This is a genomic window from Candidatus Lernaella stagnicola (genome assembly GCA_030765525.1).
Classification (GTDB): Bacteria; Lernaellota; Lernaellaia; order Lernaellales; family Lernaellaceae; genus Lernaella; species Lernaella stagnicola.
Genome location: JAVCCK010000038.1, coordinates 225,817 through 249,138 on the forward strand (window position 1 = coordinate 225,817; position 23,322 = coordinate 249,138).

Consider the following 23,322-nt stretch of genomic DNA (forward strand, 5'->3'; position numbering starts at 1 on the left):
CACGTCAAAGGAATGCTATACTCTGCACCTCGTTTCACCCACTGGGGTGTGGTGTAGTTTTACAGAAACCGCGTGCAACGGAAAATCAACGGCGGGAGGATAAGATGCGAAACGTAACGATTACCGCGATGACATTGCTGCTGGTGTGCCTCGCAGCAACGGCCTGGGCGCAATCAGACCCCTTCGACTTGACCGGCACCGCCAACGACGATTATCCGATCGCCCTGGCGCCCTCGACGCAATATGAATTCGCCTTCGACGTGTTCAACGAATCCGGCGGCGGCGTGGCGATCAAAGGCGTGGCGATCTCCCTACCCACCATGGATTACGAAATGGTCGGGTACAACGATTACATGGAAGGCGTTCACCCCAACTTCTACTGGGAAACCGAATACAACGAGAGTACCGCGACGATTTCCTGGCAATCCTTCGGCCCGACCTCTTCGGTGGAGACGGGGGATATCGCCGAGGGAGACATGCTGACGTTCTCCTTTTTCGCCGTGACCGACAACGAGGCGACCGACGGCTTTAGCTGGATGCTCGGCGGTGACGACAACGGTTTGACCTTCGTGGCCGGCGTCTGGTTCTTCGGCGGCGGCAATGACGACGACGATACGGCCGGCGACGACGATACGGCCGGCGACGACGATACCGCGGGCGGCGACGATGACGACGTTCCGCTGCCCCCGACGGACGATGACGATGAGGGCATCCGCGGTGTTGAGGAAGGTGACGACGGCGGCTGCGGCTGCTGATTCCCAGTCTCGACGAAAGTCGAAAACAAGCGCCTCGCGGCCGGTGGTTGCGGGGCGTTTTTCTATTTTCGACGCGCCTCGTATTGACATCTCATCTCATTTTCAACAGGTGCCATTTCCTGCTTTTCTTCCGCTTACATTTGTCCTACACTGCGCTGGATCTTCGGATCTTTTATGAGTGGATTATACGAAGGATCTTCGCTTCGAGAATTTGGAGGAGGTTTCGATGTCTAAGCGATTTGCGATGGCTTGTGTGATCATGGTTCTGGCGTTTGCCGGCACGGCCGTGGCGCAAGATGCGTTTCATTTGGAAGGCGCGGCGAACGGGCAGTTTCCGGTTACGCTGGCGCCGCAGACGGAATACGAATTTGCGTTCGACGTCTTCAATGATGGCGGCGGCGACGTAGCAATCAAGTCCGTGTCGATTACGCTGCCGACGACGGCCTATGTAATTGGTGAGTACACGGAGACCTTCCCCGGCGTCAACGACAGCTTTGAGTGGGAAGCGGATTTCGACGAAGATACCGGCACGATGATGTGGGAAGCTTTCGGTCCGGCATCCTCGGCGGAGATGGGCGACATTGCTGAAGGCGACATGCTGACCTTCAGCTTCTACGCCACGACCGACGAATCCGGCTCCGACGGTTTCAGTTGGGTGTTAGCCGGCGACGACAACGGCGCGACGCAGTCCGCGGGCGTGTTCTTTTTCAGCGGCGAAGACGGTGAAATTGACGACGACGATGACGATGACGACGACGATGACGATGGGTGTGGCTGCTAATCTGTCGTAAATATTGGCTTTTTAGACCCGCAGGCGTTTTGCCTGCGGGTTTTCATTTTTGATTGCCAACTAAGATATTCCATGGTATGTACGTGTAGCCAGCGAAGTGTATCCGCTGGAATAAACATTGGGTTTTCGCACCTGAACAACTCGGTAAAGGGAGGTGACTTAATGAGTCGCAAATTGGTGCTTATTTTGGTTGCGTTTGTATTTGTGCTTAGCGCTTCGTTTGCGTGGGCACAGGAGGACGACGTATTTGGTCTGACCGGTACGGCCAACGGTGAATTTCCAGCCACCCTGGCTCCGGATACCGAATACTCGTTCGCCTTTGATGTTTTCAACAGTGGCGGCGGTGATGAGGCGATCAAAGAGGTCGCGATCACGCTCCCGAGCATGGCCTACGCGATTGGCGAATACCTGGATGAAATTCCGGGTGTCAATACGCCGGAGTACGTCTGGCAAGCCAATTTCGACGAGGAAACCTCGACGATGTACTGGCTGGCCACGGGTGCCACCAGCAGCGCTACCACCGGTGATATCGGTGAAGGCGACATGCTGACCTTCTCGTTCTACGCTACGACGGATGCTGACGCGACGGATGGCTTCACGTACAAATTGTATGGTGATGCCGCTAAAACCGTCGTGGAAGGTATTTGGTTCTTCGGTGAAACCGGCGACGACGATGCAGTCGACGACGATGCCGCTGACGACGATGATACCGCTGATGTCGATGACGACGAAGACGATGATGATGACGACGGTGGCTGTGGTTGCTAAAACCTAGCTAAGCAAATATCGTTATCGAAAGGGTGGGCTTCGGTCCGCCCTTTTTTCATTTAACGATTCCCGGCGCAACGCTCGCGAAGTTGCATGGCGCCCGGATATTCGGCCGGTCGTGGTAAAATGTTGAGGATCGTCTCTAAGTGCGGCCGCGCCGGCTCACATTGACCGGCTACGACGTACAAATACGCAAGCACGTAATGCGCCTGCGTTTCGCCCGCATCGCACGCTATGGCCTGCTCGGCCGTCTGACCGGCTTTACTAAAATCGCCCACCATGACATAACCCTGCGCCAACGCGCTGTAGGCGGGACAGAAAGTATCGTCGGCTGCCACCGCCCGCTGCAGAAAATCAACGCCGCGCGAACGCGCGTCCTGCCGCATGGCCGCCTCACCCAATTGCATCAGGGGCTCGGCGCGATCGCGCCTCAACGTGTGGGCCCGCAATGCGTATTGCTCGGCCTCCGCGAAGTGATTTGCTCGCAGAGTGTGATACCCCGCGTTGAGGTTGGCTAGAAAGCTACTCGACTCCCGCTGGGCGGCCTGCGTCCAGAGAGTCAACGGATCCCCCCACACGCGGTCACGCTGCACCGTCGCCGCGCCGTACACAACAAACAAAACCGCCAATGCCGCCGCGACGATCTTCGGCCTTCGCGCCAGACGCTCGGTCAGCCACCCCACCGACAACGCGAACCCGCCCAGCGCGGCGTAGAGGTAACGCTCGGCCATCAAGGTGTCGCCGGGCAGCAGGTTGCTGAAGGGAGCCAATCCAAGAAACAGCCAGCCGATCGCGAGGGTCACCGCGGGTTGCCGTCGACGCAGCGCGATCAGTAAAACGGCCAAACCGACAATGCCCGCCAAGCCGAGTATCACCGGCCAAGCGAAGCCCTCGTAAATGTGCGGCCCGTACGCGGGGCTCAAGCCGACCGGCCACAAGAGCAGCCCCACGTAGCGCCAGAAGATCACCGCCATCGTGCAGATCGACGCGAAAAGGCCGCCCGCCGCGTACTCGACCGTACGCCCCACGCCGCCGAGCACCAGCGCCCGCGTGCCCAGGTACGCCAACCCCGTCGCCGCCCATACCGCCAACAAACCGATGCGCCGCCGACGCTCGCCTTCGATCACGAAAAATGCGCCGGCCAGCATCGGCCACACCATCAAGGCTTCCTCACTGGCCAAACACGCCAGCGCGAACAGCACGGCCGCCAACCACATCCGGCCCGCCGAGCCGCGCCGGTCGTACCACAGAGCCGCGGCCAGCGCGCCATAGCCGAGCATCAAACCCACCAGATCGAAGCTGCCGGTGATGTTCGCTACCCGGTCGGCGTGAACCGGGTGCAGCGCGAACACAAGCCCGGCCACAAGTGCCGTCGTCGCGCGTCGGCGAAGCAACCAAACGATGAGAAACACGAGCGCCGCAAGCGTGGCGTGAAAGAAAATGCCGGCGAAATGATACGGCAGGGATCGCTCCACGCCGAACAGCTTTACGAAAACGGCCAACACCACCGACCGCAGCGGGCGATACAGACGCGCCTGGTCGCGGCCGAATTCGGCCAGGGCGCCCGAGAAGCTGCGCAGGTGCGGATCCGTCTGGATGAAGATGCGGTCGTCGAAGGCGAACGAGTTGCCGATTTTGGGCAGGTACACCACGGCGGCCACCAGCCACACGACAAGCGCCGCGGCCCACAGTCGCCGCGACAGGGGCCACGCACCAAGGCCGGAGGTGTTGGTTTCCTGGTTCATGAGTAGGCCGTAGTGTGGCTTAGATCAGGTGGCGTTGGCAAGTTCGGGAAACGGGATCAACCTTTGGTGTCGTTGTCATCATCATCATCGTCGTCGTTGTCATCGTCATCGTCGTCGTCATCGTCGTCATCGTCGTCATCGTCGTCGTTGTCATCGTCATCGTCGTCGTCATCGTCGTCATCGTCGTCGTTGTCATCGTTATCGTCGTCGTCATCGTCGTCGTTATCATCGTCGTCATCGTCGTCGTTATCATCGTCGTCGTCGACGAGGTCGGTGTCATCGTCGACGAGGTCGGTGTCGTCGTCGGTTTCGGGGCCCAGGAAGCCGTGATCGGGTACGCAGTCGGCGAAAGCTTCGCAGGTGCGGGCCCCTTCTTTCCATTGATCCTCGTAGCAACGAATGAAATATTCCCACACCTTGCCGTAGTTGCGGCAGGATTCCAGCGCGGTGGCGTAGTCCATCTCATCGATGCCGTTCATGGATACGGAATAATCGCATTGATTAAACCACACCGTGAGAGCCGCCCGGCAGTCGGGCTCTTCGTCGTCATCTTCCTCTTCGCCGCTACAGGCGACAACTATCACGAGGGCCAACGCCAAGGTGAGAGCCGCCAAAATGAACCAGATTGAGTTACGCACCGCGCCTCCTTTTTCAGTCTGCGCAAACTACACCGCGCGCGCGCAGCGTGTCAACGTTCAGGTTTGGGGGCTTGCATTCAAAAACCGGCCGCGTACAATGACGCGCAAATCGGCCCCGGTACAAACGTTGATGTTGAGGGGGAAATGATTCGGGTGACAATCCCGGTTACGATATGCACCGAATGTCCCACGCGAGCCCCTTCCTCCCCTCGAGCCCGCCCAAACCGATATCCACAAGTGTTTCGACAAGGTTTGTTCACATGGTGTTAACACGTCTCGTCGTCGTTGTCGCGCGCATGGCGACTACGTCAACGGCGCCCAAGTTGCCATCAACTCAAAGGATATAAGCATGAGTACGGCCGCGACTGCCGGAAAAGCGTCTGCCAAAAAGAAGAAGAAAACGCCGCCGCGTATCGAGGTCAAACTCGATTTTTGCAAGGGATGCGGTATTTGCGTCGCGTTTTGTCCGACGCAAGTGTTGGCCATGGAAAACGGAAAAGTGAAGGTCGTCGAACCCGACAAGTGCATCGGGTGCTTGTTTTGCGAACTGCGTTGCCCGGATTTCGCAATCGCCGTCTACCCGACGGAAGGGAGTTGACCATGGCTGGACCCAAATTCAAAACCGGTCTGCGCCTTATGAGCGGCAACGAAGCCATCGCCGAAGCAGCGTTGTATGCCGGCTGCCGCATGTTTGCCGGCTACCCCATTACGCCGTCCACCGAAATCGCCGAGATACTCTCCTGCCGCTTGCCGCAGGTCGGCGGCTTCTTCCTGCAAATGGAAGACGAAATCGCCGCCATGGCCGCCATTTTGGGCGGCAGCCTGGCCGGCGCCAAAACGATGACCGCAACCTCCGGCCCCGGCTTCTCTCTCAAGCAGGAAAACATCGGCTACGGATGCCTGGCGGAAATCCCCTGCGTGGTCGTCAACGTGCAGCGCGGCGGCCCCAGTACCGGCGTACCCACCGGGCCTTCGCAGGGTGATCTCATGCAGGCGCGCTGGGGAACTCACGGCGACCACCCCATCATCGCCCTGTACCCCAACGGTGTGGAAGACCTGTTTTGGGAGACGATTCGCGCCTTCAACCTCGCCGAGCGTTATCGCACGCCCGTCTTGCTGATGTCCGACGAAGTGATCGGTCATATGCGCGAGCGGATGTTCCTGCCCAGCCCGGGCACGGTCAGCGTCTACAATCGCCGCAAGCCGCGGCGTATGCCCGATCGCTACTTTGCGTATCAGTCCGGCGCCACCGACGTGCCGACCATGGCGCCTTTTGGCGAAGGCTATCGCTTCCACGTCACCGGCCTGTTCCACGATCGCAGCGGCTTTCCCACTAACGACCCCGCGGTGATCGAAACGGAAACCAGGCGCCTGTTGCGCAAAATTCACCGCGCGTACAACGACATCGTCAAATGGGAAGAAGTTTTCTTGGACGACGCCGAAGAAGTGATCGTCTGTTTCGGATGCGTATCACGCAGCGCCTTGGCGGCTGCTAAACGGCTGCGCAAGCGCGATCATAAGGTTGGATTGTTTCGTATCAAGACCTTGTGGCCGTTCCCGACCCGCGCACTGGCGAAAATCGCGCAGCGCAAGCACGTGAAGAAGATGCTCGTTCCGGAGATGAACGCCGGGCAAATCGTCGCCGAAGTCGAGCGCGCGGCGGGCCAGCGTTGCGAAGTACTGGGCCTGCAACGGCTCGACACCCAAATTATTACGCCGCGCCAGATCATGCGGGCGTTGCGGGAGAGTTGATATGGCTTTCGATTACGAATATTACCTGCGCGTCGACAAGCTGCCGCACATTTGGTGCCCCGGGTGCGGACACGGCATCATTTTCAAAGCCATGCTGCGGGCCATTCACTCCCTGCAAATCGAAAAAGACGACGTCATGGTCGTCTCCGGCATCGGCTGCGCCAGTCGGTTGCCGGGGTACGCCGATTTCAACACCTTGCACACGACCCACGGCCGCGCCCTGCCCTTCGCCACCGGCATCAAGGTGATCAAGCCGCACCTAAACGTCATCGTCACATCGGGCGACGGCGACGCGGTGGCCATCGGCGGCAACCATTTCATTCACACCTGTCGCCGCAACATCGATATGACACTCATCATTTTCAACAATTCGATTTACGGCATGACCGGCGGGCAAGTCAGCCCGACGACGCCGCACGCCAAATTCGCGTCCACCGCCCCCTACGGCAACTTGTCGCACAACTTCGACTTCGTGAAACTCGCCGAAGGCGCCGGCGCGACCTTCGTGGCCCGCGCCACGACCTATCACGTGAAGTTGTTGGAAAAGGCGATCAAGCTGGGGATCCAACACGAAGGCTTTTCGGTGATCGAAGTGCTCGAAGATTGCCCCACGGCGTACGGCCGCCGCAACAAAATGCGCGGCCCGGTGCCGATGATGAGGTTCTGGAAAGAGAACTGCTACTTTATCGACGCGGTCGACGGGCTCAGCCTCGAGGACGTCAAGGACAAGATCCCGATCGGCATCTTTACCGACGCGCAACGTCACGAATTCGTCGAGGAAATGCATAAGACCGCCGAGATGGCGATGGAGGATTGAGGGCATGGCCAACGGCAAGCAATTGGAAATTCGCCTAGCCGGCAGCGGCGGCCAAGGCCTGATACTCGCGGGCATCATCATGGCCGAAGCGGCGATTTTATACGACGCCAAGAACGCCGTGCAGACCCAAAGCTACGGTCCCGAAGCACGCGGCGGCGCGTCGAAAAGCGAAGTGATCATCAGCGAAGATGCGATCGACTACCCGAAGTGCGAGCAGGTGGATATCCTGTTGAGCCTCAACCAAAAAAGCCTCGATAAATATCTTGGCGACCTGAAGAAAAACGGCGTGCTGATTGTCGACAAAGACATGTGCGAAGTTCCGACCAAGGGCGAATACATACTGTTCCGGATTCCTTTCGCGGTCTTAGCCCAGGAAGAAATCGGCAAATCATTCGTCGCGAACATCATCGCGCTGGGAGCCATCGCCGGGTTAACCGACTGCGTGACGCGCGCCGCCATCGAACGCGCCGTGATGGGACGCGTGCCGCCCGGCACGGAGGAAATCAACCGCAAGGCGTTGGCCGTCGGCTTCCGTGAAGCGGCCGTATGTCGCGTTGATACGCCCATCGACACTTTCGAAATCGCGTAGCCGGCATAAAAAACGACCGGGGGCTGATTCCCGGTCGTGGTTGATGATCGCGTACGCTTAGGCGCTCGGCTTCGTTTCGGCTAACTCGTCCAAGTAATCTTCCACGACCCGCGCAACCATCGCGCCGTCGCCGACGGCGGTGGCAATTTGCCGCATATCCTTGCTGCGCAGATCGCCGGCCATGAACACGCCCGGGAGGTCGGTGCGCCCGTAAATATCGGTGACGATGAATCCCTGTTCGTCGACCGGCAAGGCGCCGCCAAGCCATGCGTTATTGGGAATCAAGCCGATGAAAATGAAGAATCCGTCGACCGCCAGCAGTGACTCTTCGCCGGTTTTCTTGTTCTTGAGGCGCACGCCATCCACGCCGTTTTCGCCGACGACTTCGGTCACTATGGAGTCCCACACGAGGCGAATGTTCGGCGTGTTCATGGCGCGGTCGGCCAAAATTTTATCGGCGCGCAGTTCGTCGCGACGATGAACGATGTGCACCTTCTCGGCAAAGCGCGCGATGAACATGGCTTCCTGAAGGGCGCTGTTTCCGCCGCCGACGACGGCGACTTCCTTGCCCTTGTAGAACGGGCCGTCGCACGTGCCGCAGATTGAAACGCCTTTGCCGAACAGTTCGCGTTCGCCCGGCACGCCGAGCATGCGGTGTTCGGTTCCGGTGGCGCCGATGACCACGTCGGCTTCGATTTCTCCCAGGTCGGTTTGGAGGATCTTTTTGTCGCCGTTGGTCGTCAGACCGTGCACTTCACCGAATTCGAAGCGGGCGCCGAAACGCTCGGCCTGCTGCTGCATTTTCATCGACAGCTCCGGGCCGTTGATTCCTTCCTCGTAGCCCGGGTAGTTTTCGATGATGTCGGTCGAAGCCATCATGCCGCCGGGCTGAAGCTTCTCGATAACAAGTGTCTCGAGGCCCGAGCGCGCGGTATAGATCGCGGCGGTCAAACCCGCCGGACCGGCGCCGACGATAACAACCTGTTCATGACGCATGCTTTGCTCTCCTAATCTTATTTCTGAATCCAGGATGGGTTTTCACTGCGTTTTTTCACGGCCTTGAGCACGAGGATGACCGTGCTCGTATTGATCGCCACTTCCATGCTGGGGTCTTTTTTCAACATCCGCTCCAGCCCCCAGATGATGTCGGAGAAGTCGGAGAAGACGGTATAAAAAGCGGCCGTACGTTTGCCCCCGTCCAGGGCGATCAATTTCCACGATCCATAGCTCCGTTTTATTTTGTTGCCTTTGGAGCTGACCAAATTCCACGTCATTTCGTGCGGCGGGTTCAGGCGATTCCGCAACACGTACTCGACGTTGAAGCTAATCACGAATTTGAACTTTACTTTGAACGCAACGTCCTTGATGTCGCCCTCGGTGGATAAAACCTTACAATCCTCAACACTGGGCATGTACTCGGGAAAACGAGGGAAATCCGTCACGACCCGAAACACTTCTTCCACCGGCCGATCGATGAGAATCCCGCCGGTGATCAATTCCAGGCGACCACCCGCATCTTCCTTAACCTTGAGTAGCTGCCCCTCTTTCAAAAGCTTGGCGAGCGTTGCCTTGTTGATGTCCTCCACGTTAAGCGCCGTGCGCGCCTGGGCATCCTGCGCGCCGGCCGCGGCGGCAAATCCGCACACCAAGAACAAAACCAACATCAACATGATCGGTTCGTGCATGAAATTCCCCCGTTTCTCCGACCGCCGCGTCGATGGATCAGCGGTCGACAGCGTACCGGAAACCAATGGCAAAATCGTGAATATCCGGGTTACTCATCGGGAATACGACGTCGCCGGCGGCTACGAAGAGGGGATCGTGGAAGCTGGTGCCGGCGAGGCCGAACACACCCTGCGGCATACCTGCCGCGGCGAGTGCCTCGTTGTTCTGTTTCGGGTCGGCCGTGAAATACCACTGGCGCACGTTGCCGATCAGATCGTGGTGACCGAAGGGCCCCACGCGCTCGGCAAGTTGGCCGACCGGCCACGTCGTGCCACGCGTATCGAAATCGATCTCTTCGTTGCCCCAGGGGTAGCGCCGGCCGTCGAGACCGCGCAGCGCGACCATCCATTCCGTCGGCGTCGGCAGGCGAACGCAGGCCCATCGACAAAACGCCAACGCGTCGAGCAGGGAAACATTGACGACCGGGTGCATGTCTTTGCCGATCAGCGGTTGGTCGTCCATCCAATCCTGCGGCGCCGGGTGCCCGGTGGCGTCGACGAAAACTTTGTACTCGGCGCAAGTGACCAGGCGCGCTCCCAGGTTGAAGCCTCCGACCGAGACGAGTTCGTTGCCGCCGGCGGGCGAAGGATAGCGACCGGCCTTGATCGGCTTCATCATCAAACGCAGCCCCATTTTCATAAACGGGATAACGGGGCGCTTGGGCTTTTCCGGTTCCGGGGGTTTTGCCTCTTCGGTTTCCGTCGCCGGCTTCTCGTCCGCCCCGTCTTGCGGCTTTTCTTCGCCGGCTTCGGTAGCTGATTTTGCCTGAGATGCCGCCGTGTCGCTCGGCGTCTTTATGTCTCCGGCGACATTGTTTGCAGCCTTCTTATCGTTTTCGGTCACAGATTTGGCGTCTGTTTTCGCAGATTCGACGTCTGTTTTTGCTGATTCCGACACATCTTGGTTCGGTTGGGCGCCCTTTTCGAAGTGCGATCCGCAGAAGGTACAGAACGTGGCATCGCGGTCGATCTTGGCCCAGCATTCAGGACACCGGGTAAAATGATGGACCTTCGCCTGGTACTTGAAAGCCTCTCCGCTTTTATCCGCGCCTGTTCCTCCAGAGGTCGATTCGCGTTCCTCGTCGAAGGTTCGGGAGCGCAGGCTCTTGGTTTTATAGTCCTCGACCGACACGGTGTTTTCGCCGAGGATCGCGCCGCACGCCGAGCAGAAGGTGGCGCCGGGGCTCAGCGGTCGATCGCATTCCGGACATTTTTCGCCGAATGGCTTTTTGCAGCGACGACACACCTTGGCCGCTTTGAAATTCACCATTCCACAATGGGGACACTTCACACTCATCAACCTAACCCCATTAGATGCACATAAGCGGCCCGACTTAAACTGCCATAAGTTACGATACCGCGGCGGGACGCGCAACCATTTCCGCTGCAAAGTCTGTTATTTCAGGCTTTTTTCTGCATTAAAGCGCTGAAACTGCCGACGCGACAAACAAAATGCCAATGCCGACGATCAACACTGCCGAGACGATCGACAGCACGCGGGCAACGCGGGCCGGATCGCGCTTGAAAAGCCGTGCCAGCAGCGGCCCGGCGTTGATTACGGCCAAGCCGTCGATCCGATGCCTGCTTTGCTCTTTCCCACGGCCCCCCCCTTTACATGATCCTTATTTTTTGATAATATTAACAATAGGTTAGAAACACATGAGGTGCGTGTGCCCCCCCGACCCAAAAACCGACAATGGCCGGATGGTAAATTGATTCCGGAACGGAATATCCGCGCCCCGCGCCAAAACCAATTCAAGCGTTTCAGCAAGATTACGGAATCTCTCCCGACTCCCTCGTACTCCACGAGATATGGAAAAGCATATTGCGGCGACAGCAAGGATTTGATTTTAGCGATTCCAAGTGGCTCGATTGATGCGATTATTACCTCGCCCCCGTTCGCACTTCTGCGAAAGAAACAATATGGAAACGAATCCGCTCAAGATTACATCGAATGGTTCTTGGATTTCGCGAAGCAATTCAAGCGGGTTCTCCGACCAACTGGAAGCCTTGTAATTGAGCTTGGAGGATCTTGGCAACGAGGAAAACCGATTCGATCACTTTATCAATACGAACTCCTGTTGAAATTGGCAGACATTTTTTGTTTCGCGCAAGACTTCTATTTTTACAACACCGCTAAACTTCCAACTCCCGTTGAGTGGGTAAGTGTTCGTCGGTGTCGGTTAAAAGATGCTGTAACGCCTGTTTGGTGGTTTTCGAAAAAGCCGAACCCGAAAGCGGACAATAGACGCGTCTTGTACCCGTATGGACAACATATGCAAAGGCTCCTCGAAAACGGTTATAATGACGGGCCTCGGCCTTCCGAACACGTCATCTCAAAGAAATGGGGGACGGATAATGGCGGTTCGATTTCGCCAAATATTATCGCTGCGGCGAATACAAGTAGTAGCGATAATTATCTAAGACGATGCAGAGAGTTCGGCTTCAAACCGCACCCGGCCCGTTTTCATCCTGCTTTACCAACGTTCTTCACTCGTTTACTTACGACACCCGGAAACATCGTTCTCGACCCTTTCGCCGGTAGCAACGTTACAGGAAGGGTTGCTGAAGATAACAACCGTTTTTGGATTTCGTTCGAATCAGGTGTCTCTTATGTTAAGACCTCGGCCTTGCGCTTTTTCTCTAATTTGGAGGATCTCAAGAACCCGTAATACGACATCTCAAACGACGGGAACTTCGTAGTCAATAGACCGGGCAATATTACAGAAAGATCGTCTACGGCATTGATTTCCATTTTTCTAGGTCTGTCGAGAACTTAGATAGCATTTGTTTCCATAACACTCCAAGTCGCACAAGATCATTCGGAGATAGGATTATGTTTCTCTTCCTGAACTGAAAACGGATTTCATGGCCATTTTCGCCTAACTCCACGGCCTCATCGATGATATGCTCGACTTTGCTGATCTTGCCTTGCACCTTTTGCCATTTGTCACGTGCCGTTAGACTAACGAACCGGCAGAAATGATAGAACGTCACGTTTTCAAGGTTTCCCTGCTCAGAGAATTCCTCGTAAGCATGTGTTGTAACAAGATTTCCAATACCTTGATCCAAATCACGACTTAGGTTTGTTTTCGTTGTTTGTCTTTCTGAATCGGAGATCAGCAGTCCCCCTTCAGAAAAGCCCTTCGCGGTCACGCGGAACCTTTTTGTTCCGATTTTTTCGATCCAACCGCGGACAATGGGAACAGCTTTTCGGCCCATCATACTAACGTAAACAGCGTTCGAATCTGGATATTGCGACTCGTACCCTTTCAAACCGAAATGCGAGGGGAAAGCCATGTAACAACTGACCACGAGATCTTCGATTGAAAAATCCGCCTTCGCTGCCGACGTCAGTTTAATGGCCGCCACGAGTATTCGTTCGGGTTTCGTCATCCTCTTCTCCTCATAACTTGCTAAGGTCAATCTTTTCCCGCACTAACACGTCGAAAATCTTTTCGTTGGCCGCCATCATGAATATCACGGCCATTTGTGCATTTATCTCATCCAAGACCTTGTCCACATCCAATTCTTCACTATCCGCGTATGTTCGTCGAAGTTCAATTATCGTGTAAACATCCAACATGCGCTGAAAATGGTACATGCGCCACTGTACGCTTGCCTCGCCAAGGTTGTGCAACGCTTTGGCGAGAGGATGCTGTAAATTGATCCAGAAAACATTGTGTTGTGCGTCATAGTAACCTGGCCTTTGGTATACAGCGGGGTTTGTTGAACTTAGTATTACGTCGCTATTTGTGAAGGGACACAAATGGTGGCCTGACAGTAGGATTCTAGGTTTTCCAACGCCGCCGCCCAACGGTTTTCCAGCTGATCCGCGTTCAACCACAACTTCGATTCTGTCGGATTCAACAAGGCCGGCGTGGGCCCATACCTTCGTCTTTCCGACTTCCCCGCCAACAAGGATTCCGTCCGGCCCAACCGTAGCAATTCCGGGTTCTTCCGCAGACCAGTTCAACGCCACCGAATCAAAAACACGGCGCTTCGTTTTTACTTTGACGTCAAGCGGAAAACGACGATTTGAACCGACTTCAATTGGACCCTTGTCCCTTAATTCGATTTTTTCTGGAATGATCACTTGTACGTTCAACGGCTTACTCATCAACCCGCTGTCAATAATCTCAACCGTGATCGCCGCTAAACCCTCGGCGATTGCTTCAATCTCCCCTTTGTCCGGGTGAACTTTTACGACAGCCGCGTTTGTAGAACGCCACAATATTTTTCCACATGGAACAGGTATTCCGTTTTCATCTCGGCCGATTGCACGCAACGGATGTGTGACCCCCTCACAAATGACCAAGGATTGTTTATTGATCTTCACTTCGACTGCCGGGGAATGCGGCCTTGCCGTTTTTAAGTCTCGACGTTTCTTGCCAATTCCACCGTTGAATGTACCATGTTCCGTCAATCCTCCAGCAGTGGTCATTTTTGACTCAAACCAAGTAGCCAAATATTCGTTTAGTTGATCGAGTCCCTTTGACTTTTTTTTCCGCGTTTTGTCGTAGTCGATTTTTGCGATTGACTCTAACCGTTTATCCGCCTCGGAGGCAATGAACGTAAATAGGGCCTCAGAGAGAGGGCCATCTTTCAATTCCTTTCTAGCTTGAAGTTCATAGTTATCATCCGGGGCCGTCAGAATGCTCAAATGGCACTCACCGTATACGTGTTCACAAAAATGTCCGAATTGCAGCCCTAGATCGCGTGCCCTTTTTCTTCCAATTGACGTAATACCAGATCCGTAGAAATCGATGAAGTTCCAAGAACGCCTTTCGCTTGTGCTCAACGGCTCTCGCGTGAAACATAAAACGAGTTTACCCCTGGGGAATCTTTCGCCCACACATGTGACAACATCTTCGCCGTTGTCATCCTCGAGAACATCGGGAATTTCGATTTCTATTGGCTCCGGCATACTAGGATGCAGAGTTGGTGGACGTATTGCCAGTTCACGCCGAATTTTATGATTTCTAAAAACTAATACTCGGCATGACTTGATCGTTTCGCGTGCTTGCGCTTCTGCTTGAATATCGTTCAATAATCTGTCCAGATTTACTGGTTTCTTAGGCGAGATTCCTCTAACAATTGTTACGTTGTGATCTGGTGGATAATCGAAAGACTCACACCAGAGAGAGGCATCCGTACGAATCGTCGGCAATTCAGGATTTATTCCCGAATAATCCTTCCCTTTGTCGCAATCCGGAACAAAATCAAGAATATGTTTACTCGGGTCGATGAACCGCGCGACAGATAGTCTCCCATCACAGATGCTCACAAAGTACCCTTTTTCGAACAACTCTCGAAGGTACGACTTACCTCCGTTTCCTTGCCCGCCTTCCCTAGAATCCTCCGAAAGCGCGCCGCCCAAAGAAGCATCGGGTTTACCCCATTCGAAGAGCTTCTCATCGATATCGATACCAGATATTCCGGCGAAGTCGATTACCTCCAATAGGGAGTCTTTTGGCGTACCTGCGTCTCGATGATGAATAATGATCACGCGCTCATTTCTTTTGGAAACGCCCCTTCGCAAGTAGGCTTCCCTTGAGTTTTTCAACCACTCGGGTAGGCCGATTCTGTGCCTATTGAAATGAGGAGATGTCAAGTTAATTAGGTGCGAATTCATTCTTGGCTTTCTAGACATAGTGCCCTCCGCGAATTCGTTCTTATACAAACTTTCGAATACGTCAAATTTAAAGTCGGAAAACCGGTCCTTTTTTACTGATACCAGTTTTCAAGCGGCGTCTCAAGTCACGAACTTCAACGTTTAGAACCAAAATGATCTTTTTTGACTTGGAAATCTGTATACTCGCAGTTCTTCTTGTTCGCCAAATAGCCTCTTAGCGGCCATCGCCGTGACGTGCAGCCATTCCTCTCCCCAAGATTGGGGAACGCGTTTCGTCGTTTCTTGATAATTCACTTCCATCGGGAACCGTATCCGATTTTTTTCTGCGTTACAGCGACGTGACGGCCGCAGCGACAAACAAAATGCCAATGCCGACGATCAACACGGCCGAGACGATCGACAACACGCGGGCGACGCGGGCCGGATCGCGCTTGAAAAGCCGCGCCAGCAGCGGCCCGGCGTTGATTACGGCCAAACCGATCAGAAAAAGCACCGTCGCCAAGGCCAGCGAAAACGACACGAGCATTACCAGCGCCGCTCCCGGTCGACCGGCGCCGATCGCCACAAATAACAACGCCAACGCTTCGGGACAAGGCGCGGCGCCCGCCGCCATGCCCAACAACGCCCCGCCCCACGGCCCTTCTGCACGACGGGGATGATCGTGATCATGATCGTGATCGTGGTGATGGCCGTCATCGCCGCGAATGCGAATCCACAGTAGCCACACGCCGATCAGGACCATCACGCTTCCGCCAAACACCTGCAGGTATGGAGCCAATCGCGCTCGGTCGACGAATTCGCCCGCCACATAAGCGATCAGCGCCAAGAGAAAAACCAGGATCGTATGGGTGAGCGTCACCGAACCGGCAAACACCGCCGCGTCGCCCACGCCGCCGCGGCGGTCCATCAAATAAGCGGCGGCGAGGCTTTTGCCGTGGCCGGGCGTCACGGCGTGAATCATACCGAGAAAAAACGCGATGCCGACGATGAGGGCCCAGAATTTGGCCCCGCCGCCGCTGCGCAACGCCTCGGTCAGGCGCGTCCACACGCCGGCGATTTTCGTGGCGCTTCCCGGTGCAGCGCCCGCTGCCGATCCGCCGACTGCCACCGTCGCCGACCAACTCGCTGCGCCCTTGCGGCGCGCTTCGCCGATGAAGCGGGCTTCCGTGGCGGCTTGCCAGGTCAATTCGAATTCCGCCGCGGTGTTTGCCGAGAGCGCCGTGAAGACCAACTCGTGTCGTCCCGCGGACAAACTGCCCGCCCCGGTGTCGAGTTGGTACATGACGTGGTCTCGCTGGACCGCCAAATCGCGCAGACCCAAGGGGACGAGTTCGCCGTCGAATTTGACTCGTTGCAGGGCGATTAATTGTCCGGCGCGCTGCTGGAGCGCCATGCCCGGATCGTGGCTGTACGGCGGCGCGTTTTCGTCCAGAGCCTTTATCGTGTAATCGATCACCAGACGGTCGCCGGCGACGGTCAAGCGAACCTCGTGTCGTTCGGGTCCATGCTTCCAGTGAGCCTCGGCCGGACGAGCCGACGACAACGTCACGAACAGGACGGCCAGCAAACCGAACAGCGCAAAACACGGGCGGAGTAAACGCATTAGGGGGATTCGGGGTCGGACGGCACCGCTTCGCTCGGCCGCATCATTTCCTGGTACGCGCCGTACAATTCCACGTCTTTTTCGAGGGCTTGAAAAGCTTCGGCGACGGCGGAGCGGTTTCGCGCATCGTAGAGGCCGTAGTGGCGAACGGCGGCGTCGGGATCGGTCGTGATGTGACGCGTGAATTCGGCCAGCGCTTCGGGTTCAACCGGCGGGGTTTGTGCCGCGGGAGCAGACTCGCCGAGTTCCTTGGTGCGTTGCCGGTGCGTTTGTATCACGGCGTCCATTACGTCGGCGGCGGCGGCTTCGGCGCTACGGCGGTGGGCGGCTGATGCGAGTGATTTGCCGCGTTCCAGCAGCACGCCGAGATGTTGCGTCGCGCGTCGCGCCAGCCAAATCCCCAATGTCGCGCCGCACAACGCGCCCAGCACGATCCACGGTCCGGACGCCATGTTCGTGTCCCACTGCAGCAGACGCCAGGCGAGCAAACCGAACAGCGCACCGATCACCGGAACGCCGATAAGCAACAGCAGGCGGGCCACGCCGGCTTTGGCGCTTTGCGGCAGGACAAACAATTCGACAGTGTTGTTGATGGTGCCGGACACCGGATGGATGAAGCGGTAGAAATCGGCGCGTACCGTCAGGCTCGATTCGTCGCGCGAAACCGACCAGGAAATTTCGCGATGGAGGATGGTCTGCTTCGCTCGTTGCAGGGCGGAATGTTCCGTCACCTCCGGTTGCGGAGCTTCGGAGATATTCAAGCTATCGGCCAAACCGCGGCCCATGGCCGAACCAAGGTCGTCCGCCATGGGGTCCATCAACGCGATGTCATCCAGGTCGAAATGCCGCAAACGATCGCCTCCCCAGTATTAAAAGATGCCCGGCTTCGCGTAGCCCGACAACTCTGCCATCGCCTCGCCGCGCACGCGCCAGTCGCCCCAATGTCCTTCGACATCCAGCGGGCCCGTCCACGTGCGCTCCACACCGCCGCGCCGGACGAATTCGAGTTCCGCGACCGGCGCCGCGAGTTCCAACTCCGCCTGATATTGCGGTATGACGAGCTTCCAGGCAATCGGGTACGTGGCTTTGCCGTCCGGACTTTTCCAGTGCCCTTGTTCTTGGAGTTGGTATTCGTCCTGCGTCAACTCCCGCACATCCCCATCGGGCAACACAAGCGACAGCGGTGAATCCGGGCTCGTGCCGCCGTCGGCGCGGCGAACGCGAATCAGGGTCATTTCGTGAAAATTGTCCAGCACGATCGTCAACCGGTCGAACCCGGAGGTCTCCCGGCCCGCGCGGTAGCTGGTGAACTCGTGCTCCAAAAACGCGCTGCCCCGGACTGTGCCTCCTTTGCCGTCGGCGACGAAATTGCCCTCGGCCGACAGCCGGGAGTAGCCGAGGAAATAGGTCGGCACGCCGTCTTCGCCCCGCCAATGATAGCCGCCGGTTCCGCGAAGAACGGGTTTCTTTTCCGGCCGCAGCCCGAGTTTCAACAAATTGCCGTCGCCCGCCGCGTCCAATTCCATTTGCAAACCGCCGACCGTCATCGACCAATCGTCCAGGCGAAACGCGATCACGCCCCTGTCGTCGGGTTTGTCACTTTGTAGCGTCCCGAATTTCGTGACGTGTTGCGCGTGACCGGCGTGGGCGTCGATGAGCAGCAGTTCGGCGCAATAGCGGTTATTTGCTTTATGTAACTGCCGGCGAAACAGGCTCGCCCGCGGCGGCATATCGTTGCGATAAAAATCGATAACGAAAGCGAATTTGCGACCGACCTCATCCCGCAACCAACCGGCAACGCGACGCCATTCGATCAGGAATTCCGGATGGTCGCCGAAATCTTGCGGCAACCGAAGCCTGTTTTGGGGGTCGGGAAGGTCCACGTCCTGAGCCGAAGGCACGACGCCGGTGGCCAAACGAAATAGAACACCGGCCAAAGCCAGGATGCCGACCAGCCCGACGACAAGCGCCACGCCGACCACCGGCCACCGCAATACGGTTTTAATGTTTTTATTCGCGGGATCGGCTGCCGTCGGGGTCATTAGCCGGTTGCCCGCCAAACCCTAATCGGTTTCGGCCGCAGCGGGTTTCTTTTTACCGATGAAGGCGCCGCCGTCTTTGCCCGTGCCGGTCTTTTTGCGGTTGTCGCGGATTTTTTGAAGGCGTTGCTTCAAATCACCGAGGCATTTTTCGACTTCCGAACATTCCGTGTCGGGCTTCATGCAGGATGTGATGGATTCGTCGATCACATTGTGGGCGCATAGCAGAAAACACCCTTTGTTGCACCGGGCGGCCTTCGTGAACCCCTTGATTTTGCACTCTTTGCCGCGGTGGCACATGCTTTTGCACACTTTCCGGCATGTTTCACGTTGCTCGGCCGTCATATCTTTGGGCAACAAGCCGTTACCGCCGCCAGGCCGGGCGACCTGCTTGGCATTCGGGTTTGGGCGGACCGGTTGCTTTTTTTGCTGTCTGGGACCGCAAGTACATGAAACCATGGTGAAAACGGCAATCACTAAAAGGCCGGCGAGCCAGATCCATGGTTGGATGGTCCGTTGCTTCTTCATGCTTCCTCCGTAGATGCGACAAAAAGGAAATCGATCATAGACTCGCTTGTCCACGCCTGTCAATTAGATTGAACGCGCCCTAAGGGCGTCGCTTTTTCCGTCCCGCCCGGCAGGATCTGCCGCTTGCCGGCCCTCCGGAAGGTTGGACGGCGGCGGCGGTAACAGCGACTACGTAATAATATCAATGGGTTATAGGCACACTCCCGCTGTGGTTCGAAATTGGCATTCCCTTTGCTGAAGCCATAGCGTGAAACAGAAAGCGGAGGATTCCGATGCGATACGCATGTTGGTTGGCAATGTTGGCCGTTGTCGTTCTAGCCCTGGGCTGCGGCGGCGAGGAATTCATGACCACCGACATGACGGCCGTTGCCAATGATGACGGCTTTACGCTGGTGGTTTCCGCCGCGCCGGATAATTTGAACATCCAAACCGGCGGCGCGATTTCGGTCATGATTTCGGTGACCGATCCGGCCGGTGAAGGCGTGGAATCGGCGGTGGTTGTCCTCAGCGCCACGATGGGCACGTTGACCGAAACCGAGTTGACCACTGATATGGATGGTTTCGCGGTAACGACGCTCACCGCGCCGGATTTGGAAGGATACGGGGTCGTGGTCGGTAGTTACCGAGGCATCCAAGCGATGGTGCAAATCGACTTCTGGACAAGTTCCACCGGCGGGACGGGCTGATCGCCCTCGTTTCATTTCGGTGTGCGTAAGGAAAAGGCTGCATTCCCGGTTCTTTCTTCCCCCCTGGTCGCTCACGTGTACTCGTATTATAAATGCGACTCATGAGATTGAAGGGTAGCGACCGGTGATCCGACGTTTTTCGCTATACGGTTTTCTGAAAAATCAGCAATACTTCGAGCCCTTCCTCATTCTGTACCTGCGCGACTTGGGCCTGTCGTTTACGATGATCGGCGTGCTGATCGGCTATCGTGAAGTGCTGGTCAATTTATTCGAAGTGCCCAGCGGCGTCGTAGCCGATTTGTGGGGCCGGCGGCGCTCGATGGTAACCGGTTGGTTTTCGTACATCATCAGCTTCGTGCTCTTTGCGCTGGCCCCCCGCGGATCGGTTGGGTTGGTCGTGTTGTTCGCGGCCATCACCTTCTTTGCCGGCGGCGAAGCGTTTCGCACCGGTACCCACAAGGCGATGATCTTTACGTGGCTGCGCCTGGAGGGCCGCACCTCGGAACGCACGAAGGTATACGGCCTGACGCGCTCCTGGGCCAAAGCCGGATCGGCCCTTTCGGTGATCATCGCCGGCGTCCTCGTGTTCGTGACCGGCGGCTACCGATACATCTGGTGGCTTTGCCTTGCGCCGTACGTGGCGAACATGTTCAACCTAGCCACGTATCCGAAGGAGTTGGACGGCGAGGTCGCCGACGGCGGCATGTCGGTAAAGAAACTTTTCGTCGAGCTGTGGCGTTCGATTCGCTTGATTCTACGGCATCGTCCGTTGCGCGGTTTGTTCGCCGAGTCCCTTGGCTTCGACGGCTTGTTCACCACGACGAAGGATTACATTCAGCCGATCGTGCGGCAGGCGGCGCTGACGTTGCCCCTGTTCGCATTGCTGGAGGGCGAGCAACGCGTGGCGGTGTTGGTATCGGCGGCGTACTTGCTTATTTACTTGATCGGCTTTTTCGCGGCCCGGAACGCCCATCGCATCGAGACCTGGTCGGGCGGCGATGTCCAAGGGGCGCGACGCGTGTGGTTGGGCAATCTCGTCACCTTCGGCGCGTTGCTGGTCTTGCTTGTTTTCGAACAGTACGTATGGGCGATCGTTGTCTATCTGGTCGCACACCTGTTGCACAACATTTGGCGTCCGCTCATGTTATCGCGCTACGACGAGCACACACCCAGCGAACGGCAGGCGACGGTGCTTTCGGTGGATGCACAGGCGAAATCGGCGTTTGCGATGGTGTTTGCGCCGATCATCGGTTTCAGCGTCGACCATTTCGGCTTGTGGCCGTTGGGGTTAATCGGCGTGGTGGTCTCGATGGCCGGTTGGCTATGGAGCCGACGCGGCGGCCAAGGTTCGGCGCTATCGGGGGAAACAGCATAAATGGTGGACAAAGCGCCCGTATTGCACGCCGGTTCGCTGCGTATGGAACCGCTGCGCGAACGGCATCTGGACGATTTGTGGCCGATGTTCCGCGACTCGCGCGACGCTCTTTTGCCCTACATGTTTTGGGCGCACACGCAGACCGACCGCGAGAGCCAGTTGGCGTTTATCAGGAACAGTGAGCGGGCCCGCGACGAGGAGCGCGAGCAGGTGTTTCTTGTCTTCGCCGGCGACGTAGCCGTCGCGACCCTGGGATTGCATCAACTGGCCTCGCCACACCGCGGCGCCGAACTCGGCTTTTGGGTGCACACCGCCCACACCGGGCGCGGCATCTGCACGGCCATAGCGGCGCGAAGCACGCGGTACGCCTTCGACGAGCTGGGCCTGCACCGCTTGTTCATTCGACACGGGTTGGACAACCACGCGTCGCGGGCCGTGATTCACAAGTTGGGCTTTGTTCACGAAGGCACGGCGCGCGACGATTTGTGGGTCGGCGATCGATTCGTCAGTCACGAATATTACGCGATGCTGGAAGACGACTTCACAAGCGCGCGCGAGCGGTTGCTCGCCCTGGAAACGTCGGCGCGAATCTAAAACAACGGCAGGAAGAAAACGGTTTGGAGGTCGAAGCGATCTTCGTAACGCAGGCTGTTGCGGCCGCCGACCGGATACGCGTAACCCACGTTGAACAAGCCCGGCACGCGAATCCACGACAAGGGCACGCCCACCTGCAGAGCCAGCGAGTGCCCGTCACCGGCCAGATACGATTCGCCGGCGTCGAAAAAGCGTTTGAGGTCCGCGTCGGCGTTGATGATCGGCTCCTGCCGGTAATCGTAAAAGTACCCGAAGCCCAACGTGAAGTAGCGCAGGTAGAAAGTGACGGCCGCCAGCGTGTCGACCTGTGCGCCCGGGGTGATGGTGTAGCTGCGGTCGACCTTCGACAGATCCAGAAAGCGGTTGTCGTCCAGTTGTAGATCACCGGAAAGCCCGGCGAGCGCGGCGTTGGGTTCGCTCCATTTCGGTCCCTCGCGCTCGTCTTCCAGATAGTAGAAGAAGCTGCCTTCGAGCCACAAACCGATCCACTGGAGACGCCCGGGAAGGCGAACGTGCATCATGTGCGTCAAGCCGGGCGCCAGGCTGCCCTGCCCGACATCAAGCTGCGCCCCCATGCCGAAACGTTGCGCTTGGTTGGGATCGGCCAGGATTCCGCTGGGCACGATTAACGAGAACTGCGAGGTGGCGCTGAAGTACCGACCTTCGTAGTAGGTCCACAGGAAGCCCGTCGTCAGGTCGCCGGGGTCCCAACCGAGACTGCGGAAGCGGGCGTCCGGCGCGGGGCGGCCGTATTGCTCGTAAAGTCGGAAGAGGTCTTCGACGGTGCGCACGCCGATACGCGCGGAGGTTCCCGGTGTGAAACGGAAGTCCAGGTCGGCTTCTTGCTTGACCAGGGGGAAGTGCGCGTAAAACGTAACGTGGTCCAAGATGCCGTAGCTCAATCGTAGATCGAGCATTTGCAGGCGGCCGTCGACCTCGGTGATGAACTGAAAGAAACGCCCGTCGCTGCCGAAGGGGTCCTGCGGGCGCATCGATTGGATGACGTCGCCGACGCGGTTGTCGTCGCGGTAGGCCGAGTCGTACCGCCGACTGCGGTAATCGAGCCGCAAGCCCAGTACCCGCTCGGGTACGCGTTCGCTGAGGCGGCCCCAAAGCAGAATGTCGCCTTGATCCTCAATCGCTTCGGTGGTTTGCATCATGCGCTGGTAGTAGCTCAGCGACGGTGGCGCGGGCGGTTCGTCCTGGGCGTGCACCGGGCTTCCGCCCACGAAAAACGCGGCCAGCAGTACCCACAACCATTGTCGCCGGGAGTAAACCGTCATG

At 57.3% G+C, this 23,322-nt stretch carries 24 protein-coding genes; 11 read left to right on the forward strand and 13 right to left on the reverse strand.

Annotated features, from left to right (window positions below; genetic code table 11):
* The first annotated feature begins 104 nt into the window (after window positions 1-104).
* The 3 genes from P9L99_18005 to P9L99_18015 all read left to right on the forward strand — a co-directional run bounded on the left by P9L99_18005 (window position 105) and on the right by P9L99_18015 (window position 2,313).
* Window positions 105-755, forward strand: coding sequence for a hypothetical protein (locus tag P9L99_18005; protein MDP8225260.1), 651 nt, complete (start codon window positions 105-107; stop codon window positions 753-755).
* A gap of 226 nt (window positions 756-981) precedes the next feature.
* The gene (locus P9L99_18010; GenBank protein ID MDP8225261.1) at window positions 982-1,536 is read left to right on the forward strand and encodes a hypothetical protein; all 555 of its coding nucleotides are present in this window, start codon (window positions 982-984) and stop codon (window positions 1,534-1,536) included.
* Window positions 1,537-1,707: 171 nt separating this feature from the next.
* Window positions 1,708-2,313: a hypothetical protein gene (locus tag P9L99_18015; GenBank protein MDP8225262.1), complete on the forward strand. Its 606-nt coding sequence runs from the start codon at window positions 1,708-1,710 to the stop codon at window positions 2,311-2,313.
* 59 nt (window positions 2,314-2,372) lie between these two features.
* Here the strand turns inward: P9L99_18015 and P9L99_18020 are convergent, their stop codons facing one another.
* Both P9L99_18020 and P9L99_18025 read right to left on the reverse strand, forming a co-directional pair.
* Window positions 2,373-4,058, reverse strand: a complete 1,686-nt coding sequence (locus tag P9L99_18020; protein ID MDP8225263.1) for a hypothetical protein — start codon at window positions 4,056-4,058, stop codon at window positions 2,373-2,375.
* Between the two features lie 56 nt (window positions 4,059-4,114).
* Window positions 4,115-4,696 carry a hypothetical protein gene (locus tag P9L99_18025; GenBank protein MDP8225264.1) on the reverse strand — a complete coding sequence of 194 codons (582 nt, stop codon included), beginning with the start codon at window positions 4,694-4,696 and terminating at the stop codon, window positions 4,115-4,117.
* Between the two features lie 349 nt (window positions 4,697-5,045).
* Here P9L99_18025 and P9L99_18030 point away from each other — a divergent pair, with 349 nt between their 5' ends.
* Genes P9L99_18030 through P9L99_18045 form a run of 4 tightly spaced genes read left to right on the forward strand, consistent with a single transcriptional unit; the run spans window position 5,046 to window position 7,854 of the window.
* The gene (locus P9L99_18030; protein ID MDP8225265.1) at window positions 5,046-5,294 is read left to right on the forward strand and encodes a 4Fe-4S binding protein; all 249 of its coding nucleotides are present in this window, start codon (window positions 5,046-5,048) and stop codon (window positions 5,292-5,294) included.
* 2 nt (window positions 5,295-5,296) lie between these two features.
* Window positions 5,297-6,448, forward strand: coding sequence for a 2-oxoacid:acceptor oxidoreductase subunit alpha (locus tag P9L99_18035; GenBank protein ID MDP8225266.1), 1,152 nt, complete (start codon window positions 5,297-5,299; stop codon window positions 6,446-6,448).
* Between the two features lies 1 nt (window position 6,449).
* Window positions 6,450-7,265 carry a 2-oxoacid:ferredoxin oxidoreductase subunit beta gene (locus P9L99_18040; GenBank protein MDP8225267.1) on the forward strand — a complete coding sequence of 272 codons (816 nt, stop codon included), beginning with the start codon at window positions 6,450-6,452 and terminating at the stop codon, window positions 7,263-7,265.
* Between the two features lie 4 nt (window positions 7,266-7,269).
* The gene (locus P9L99_18045; protein MDP8225268.1) at window positions 7,270-7,854 is read left to right on the forward strand and encodes a 2-oxoacid:acceptor oxidoreductase family protein; all 585 of its coding nucleotides are present in this window, start codon (window positions 7,270-7,272) and stop codon (window positions 7,852-7,854) included.
* Window positions 7,855-7,911: 57 nt separating this feature from the next.
* Here the strand turns inward: P9L99_18045 and trxB are convergent, their stop codons facing one another.
* From trxB to P9L99_18065, 4 genes are all read right to left on the reverse strand, one after another.
* Window positions 7,912-8,850, reverse strand: a complete 939-nt coding sequence (gene trxB / locus P9L99_18050; protein MDP8225269.1) for a thioredoxin-disulfide reductase — start codon at window positions 8,848-8,850, stop codon at window positions 7,912-7,914.
* 17 nt (window positions 8,851-8,867) lie between these two features.
* On the reverse strand, window positions 8,868-9,539 hold the full coding sequence (locus P9L99_18055; protein ID MDP8225270.1) for an SRPBCC family protein: 672 nt from the start codon (window positions 9,537-9,539) through the stop codon (window positions 8,868-8,870).
* Between the two features lie 37 nt (window positions 9,540-9,576).
* Window positions 9,577-10,875 (reverse strand): SUMF1/EgtB/PvdO family nonheme iron enzyme, encoded by a 1,299-nt coding sequence (locus tag P9L99_18060; GenBank protein ID MDP8225271.1) that lies wholly within the window; start codon window positions 10,873-10,875, stop codon window positions 9,577-9,579.
* A gap of 121 nt (window positions 10,876-10,996) precedes the next feature.
* Window positions 10,997-11,143 carry a hypothetical protein gene (locus P9L99_18065; GenBank protein MDP8225272.1) on the reverse strand — a complete coding sequence of 49 codons (147 nt, stop codon included), beginning with the start codon at window positions 11,141-11,143 and terminating at the stop codon, window positions 10,997-10,999.
* Between the two features lie 147 nt (window positions 11,144-11,290).
* On the opposite strand from P9L99_18065, the gene P9L99_18070 reads away from it, so the two are divergent.
* Complete coding sequence (locus P9L99_18070) at window positions 11,291-12,250, forward strand: site-specific DNA-methyltransferase (protein MDP8225273.1); 960 nt, start codon at window positions 11,291-11,293, stop codon at window positions 12,248-12,250.
* A gap of 64 nt (window positions 12,251-12,314) precedes the next feature.
* Here P9L99_18070 and P9L99_18075 read toward each other — a convergent pair whose 3' ends face one another.
* The 6 genes from P9L99_18075 to P9L99_18100 all read right to left on the reverse strand — a co-directional run bounded on the left by P9L99_18075 (window position 12,315) and on the right by P9L99_18100 (window position 19,383).
* The gene (locus tag P9L99_18075) at window positions 12,315-12,974 is read right to left on the reverse strand and encodes a hypothetical protein (GenBank protein ID MDP8225274.1); all 660 of its coding nucleotides are present in this window, start codon (window positions 12,972-12,974) and stop codon (window positions 12,315-12,317) included.
* 10 nt (window positions 12,975-12,984) lie between these two features.
* On the reverse strand, window positions 12,985-15,087 hold the full coding sequence (locus P9L99_18080; protein ID MDP8225275.1) for a hypothetical protein: 2,103 nt from the start codon (window positions 15,085-15,087) through the stop codon (window positions 12,985-12,987).
* Between the two features lie 454 nt (window positions 15,088-15,541).
* Window positions 15,542-16,816 carry a sulfite exporter TauE/SafE family protein gene (locus P9L99_18085; GenBank protein MDP8225276.1) on the reverse strand — a complete coding sequence of 425 codons (1,275 nt, stop codon included), beginning with the start codon at window positions 16,814-16,816 and terminating at the stop codon, window positions 15,542-15,544.
* The gene (locus P9L99_18090) at window positions 16,816-17,667 is read right to left on the reverse strand and encodes a hypothetical protein (protein MDP8225277.1); all 852 of its coding nucleotides are present in this window, start codon (window positions 17,665-17,667) and stop codon (window positions 16,816-16,818) included. The genes P9L99_18085 and P9L99_18090 overlap by 1 nt, the downstream gene beginning before the upstream one ends.
* An 18-nt stretch (window positions 17,668-17,685) precedes the next feature.
* Window positions 17,686-18,858: a lipocalin family protein gene (locus tag P9L99_18095; GenBank protein ID MDP8225278.1), complete on the reverse strand. Its 1,173-nt coding sequence runs from the start codon at window positions 18,856-18,858 to the stop codon at window positions 17,686-17,688.
* A gap of 21 nt (window positions 18,859-18,879) precedes the next feature.
* Window positions 18,880-19,383, reverse strand: a complete 504-nt coding sequence (locus P9L99_18100) for a hypothetical protein (GenBank protein MDP8225279.1) — start codon at window positions 19,381-19,383, stop codon at window positions 18,880-18,882.
* 272 nt (window positions 19,384-19,655) lie between these two features.
* On the opposite strand from P9L99_18100, the gene P9L99_18105 reads away from it, so the two are divergent.
* The 3 genes from P9L99_18105 (at window position 19,656) to P9L99_18115 (ending at window position 22,038) form a co-directional block, all read left to right on the forward strand.
* Complete coding sequence (locus P9L99_18105) at window positions 19,656-20,069, forward strand: hypothetical protein (GenBank protein MDP8225280.1); 414 nt, start codon at window positions 19,656-19,658, stop codon at window positions 20,067-20,069.
* 124 nt (window positions 20,070-20,193) lie between these two features.
* Window positions 20,194-21,444 (forward strand): MFS transporter, encoded by a 1,251-nt coding sequence (locus tag P9L99_18110; protein ID MDP8225281.1) that lies wholly within the window; start codon window positions 20,194-20,196, stop codon window positions 21,442-21,444.
* Window positions 21,445-22,038: a GNAT family protein gene (locus tag P9L99_18115; GenBank protein MDP8225282.1), complete on the forward strand. Its 594-nt coding sequence runs from the start codon at window positions 21,445-21,447 to the stop codon at window positions 22,036-22,038.
* Here P9L99_18115 and P9L99_18120 read toward each other — a convergent pair.
* The gene (locus P9L99_18120) at window positions 22,035-23,321 is read right to left on the reverse strand and encodes a hypothetical protein (GenBank protein MDP8225283.1); all 1,287 of its coding nucleotides are present in this window, start codon (window positions 23,319-23,321) and stop codon (window positions 22,035-22,037) included. The genes P9L99_18115 and P9L99_18120 overlap by 4 nt on opposite strands.
* Window position 23,322 lies beyond the last annotated feature (1 nt).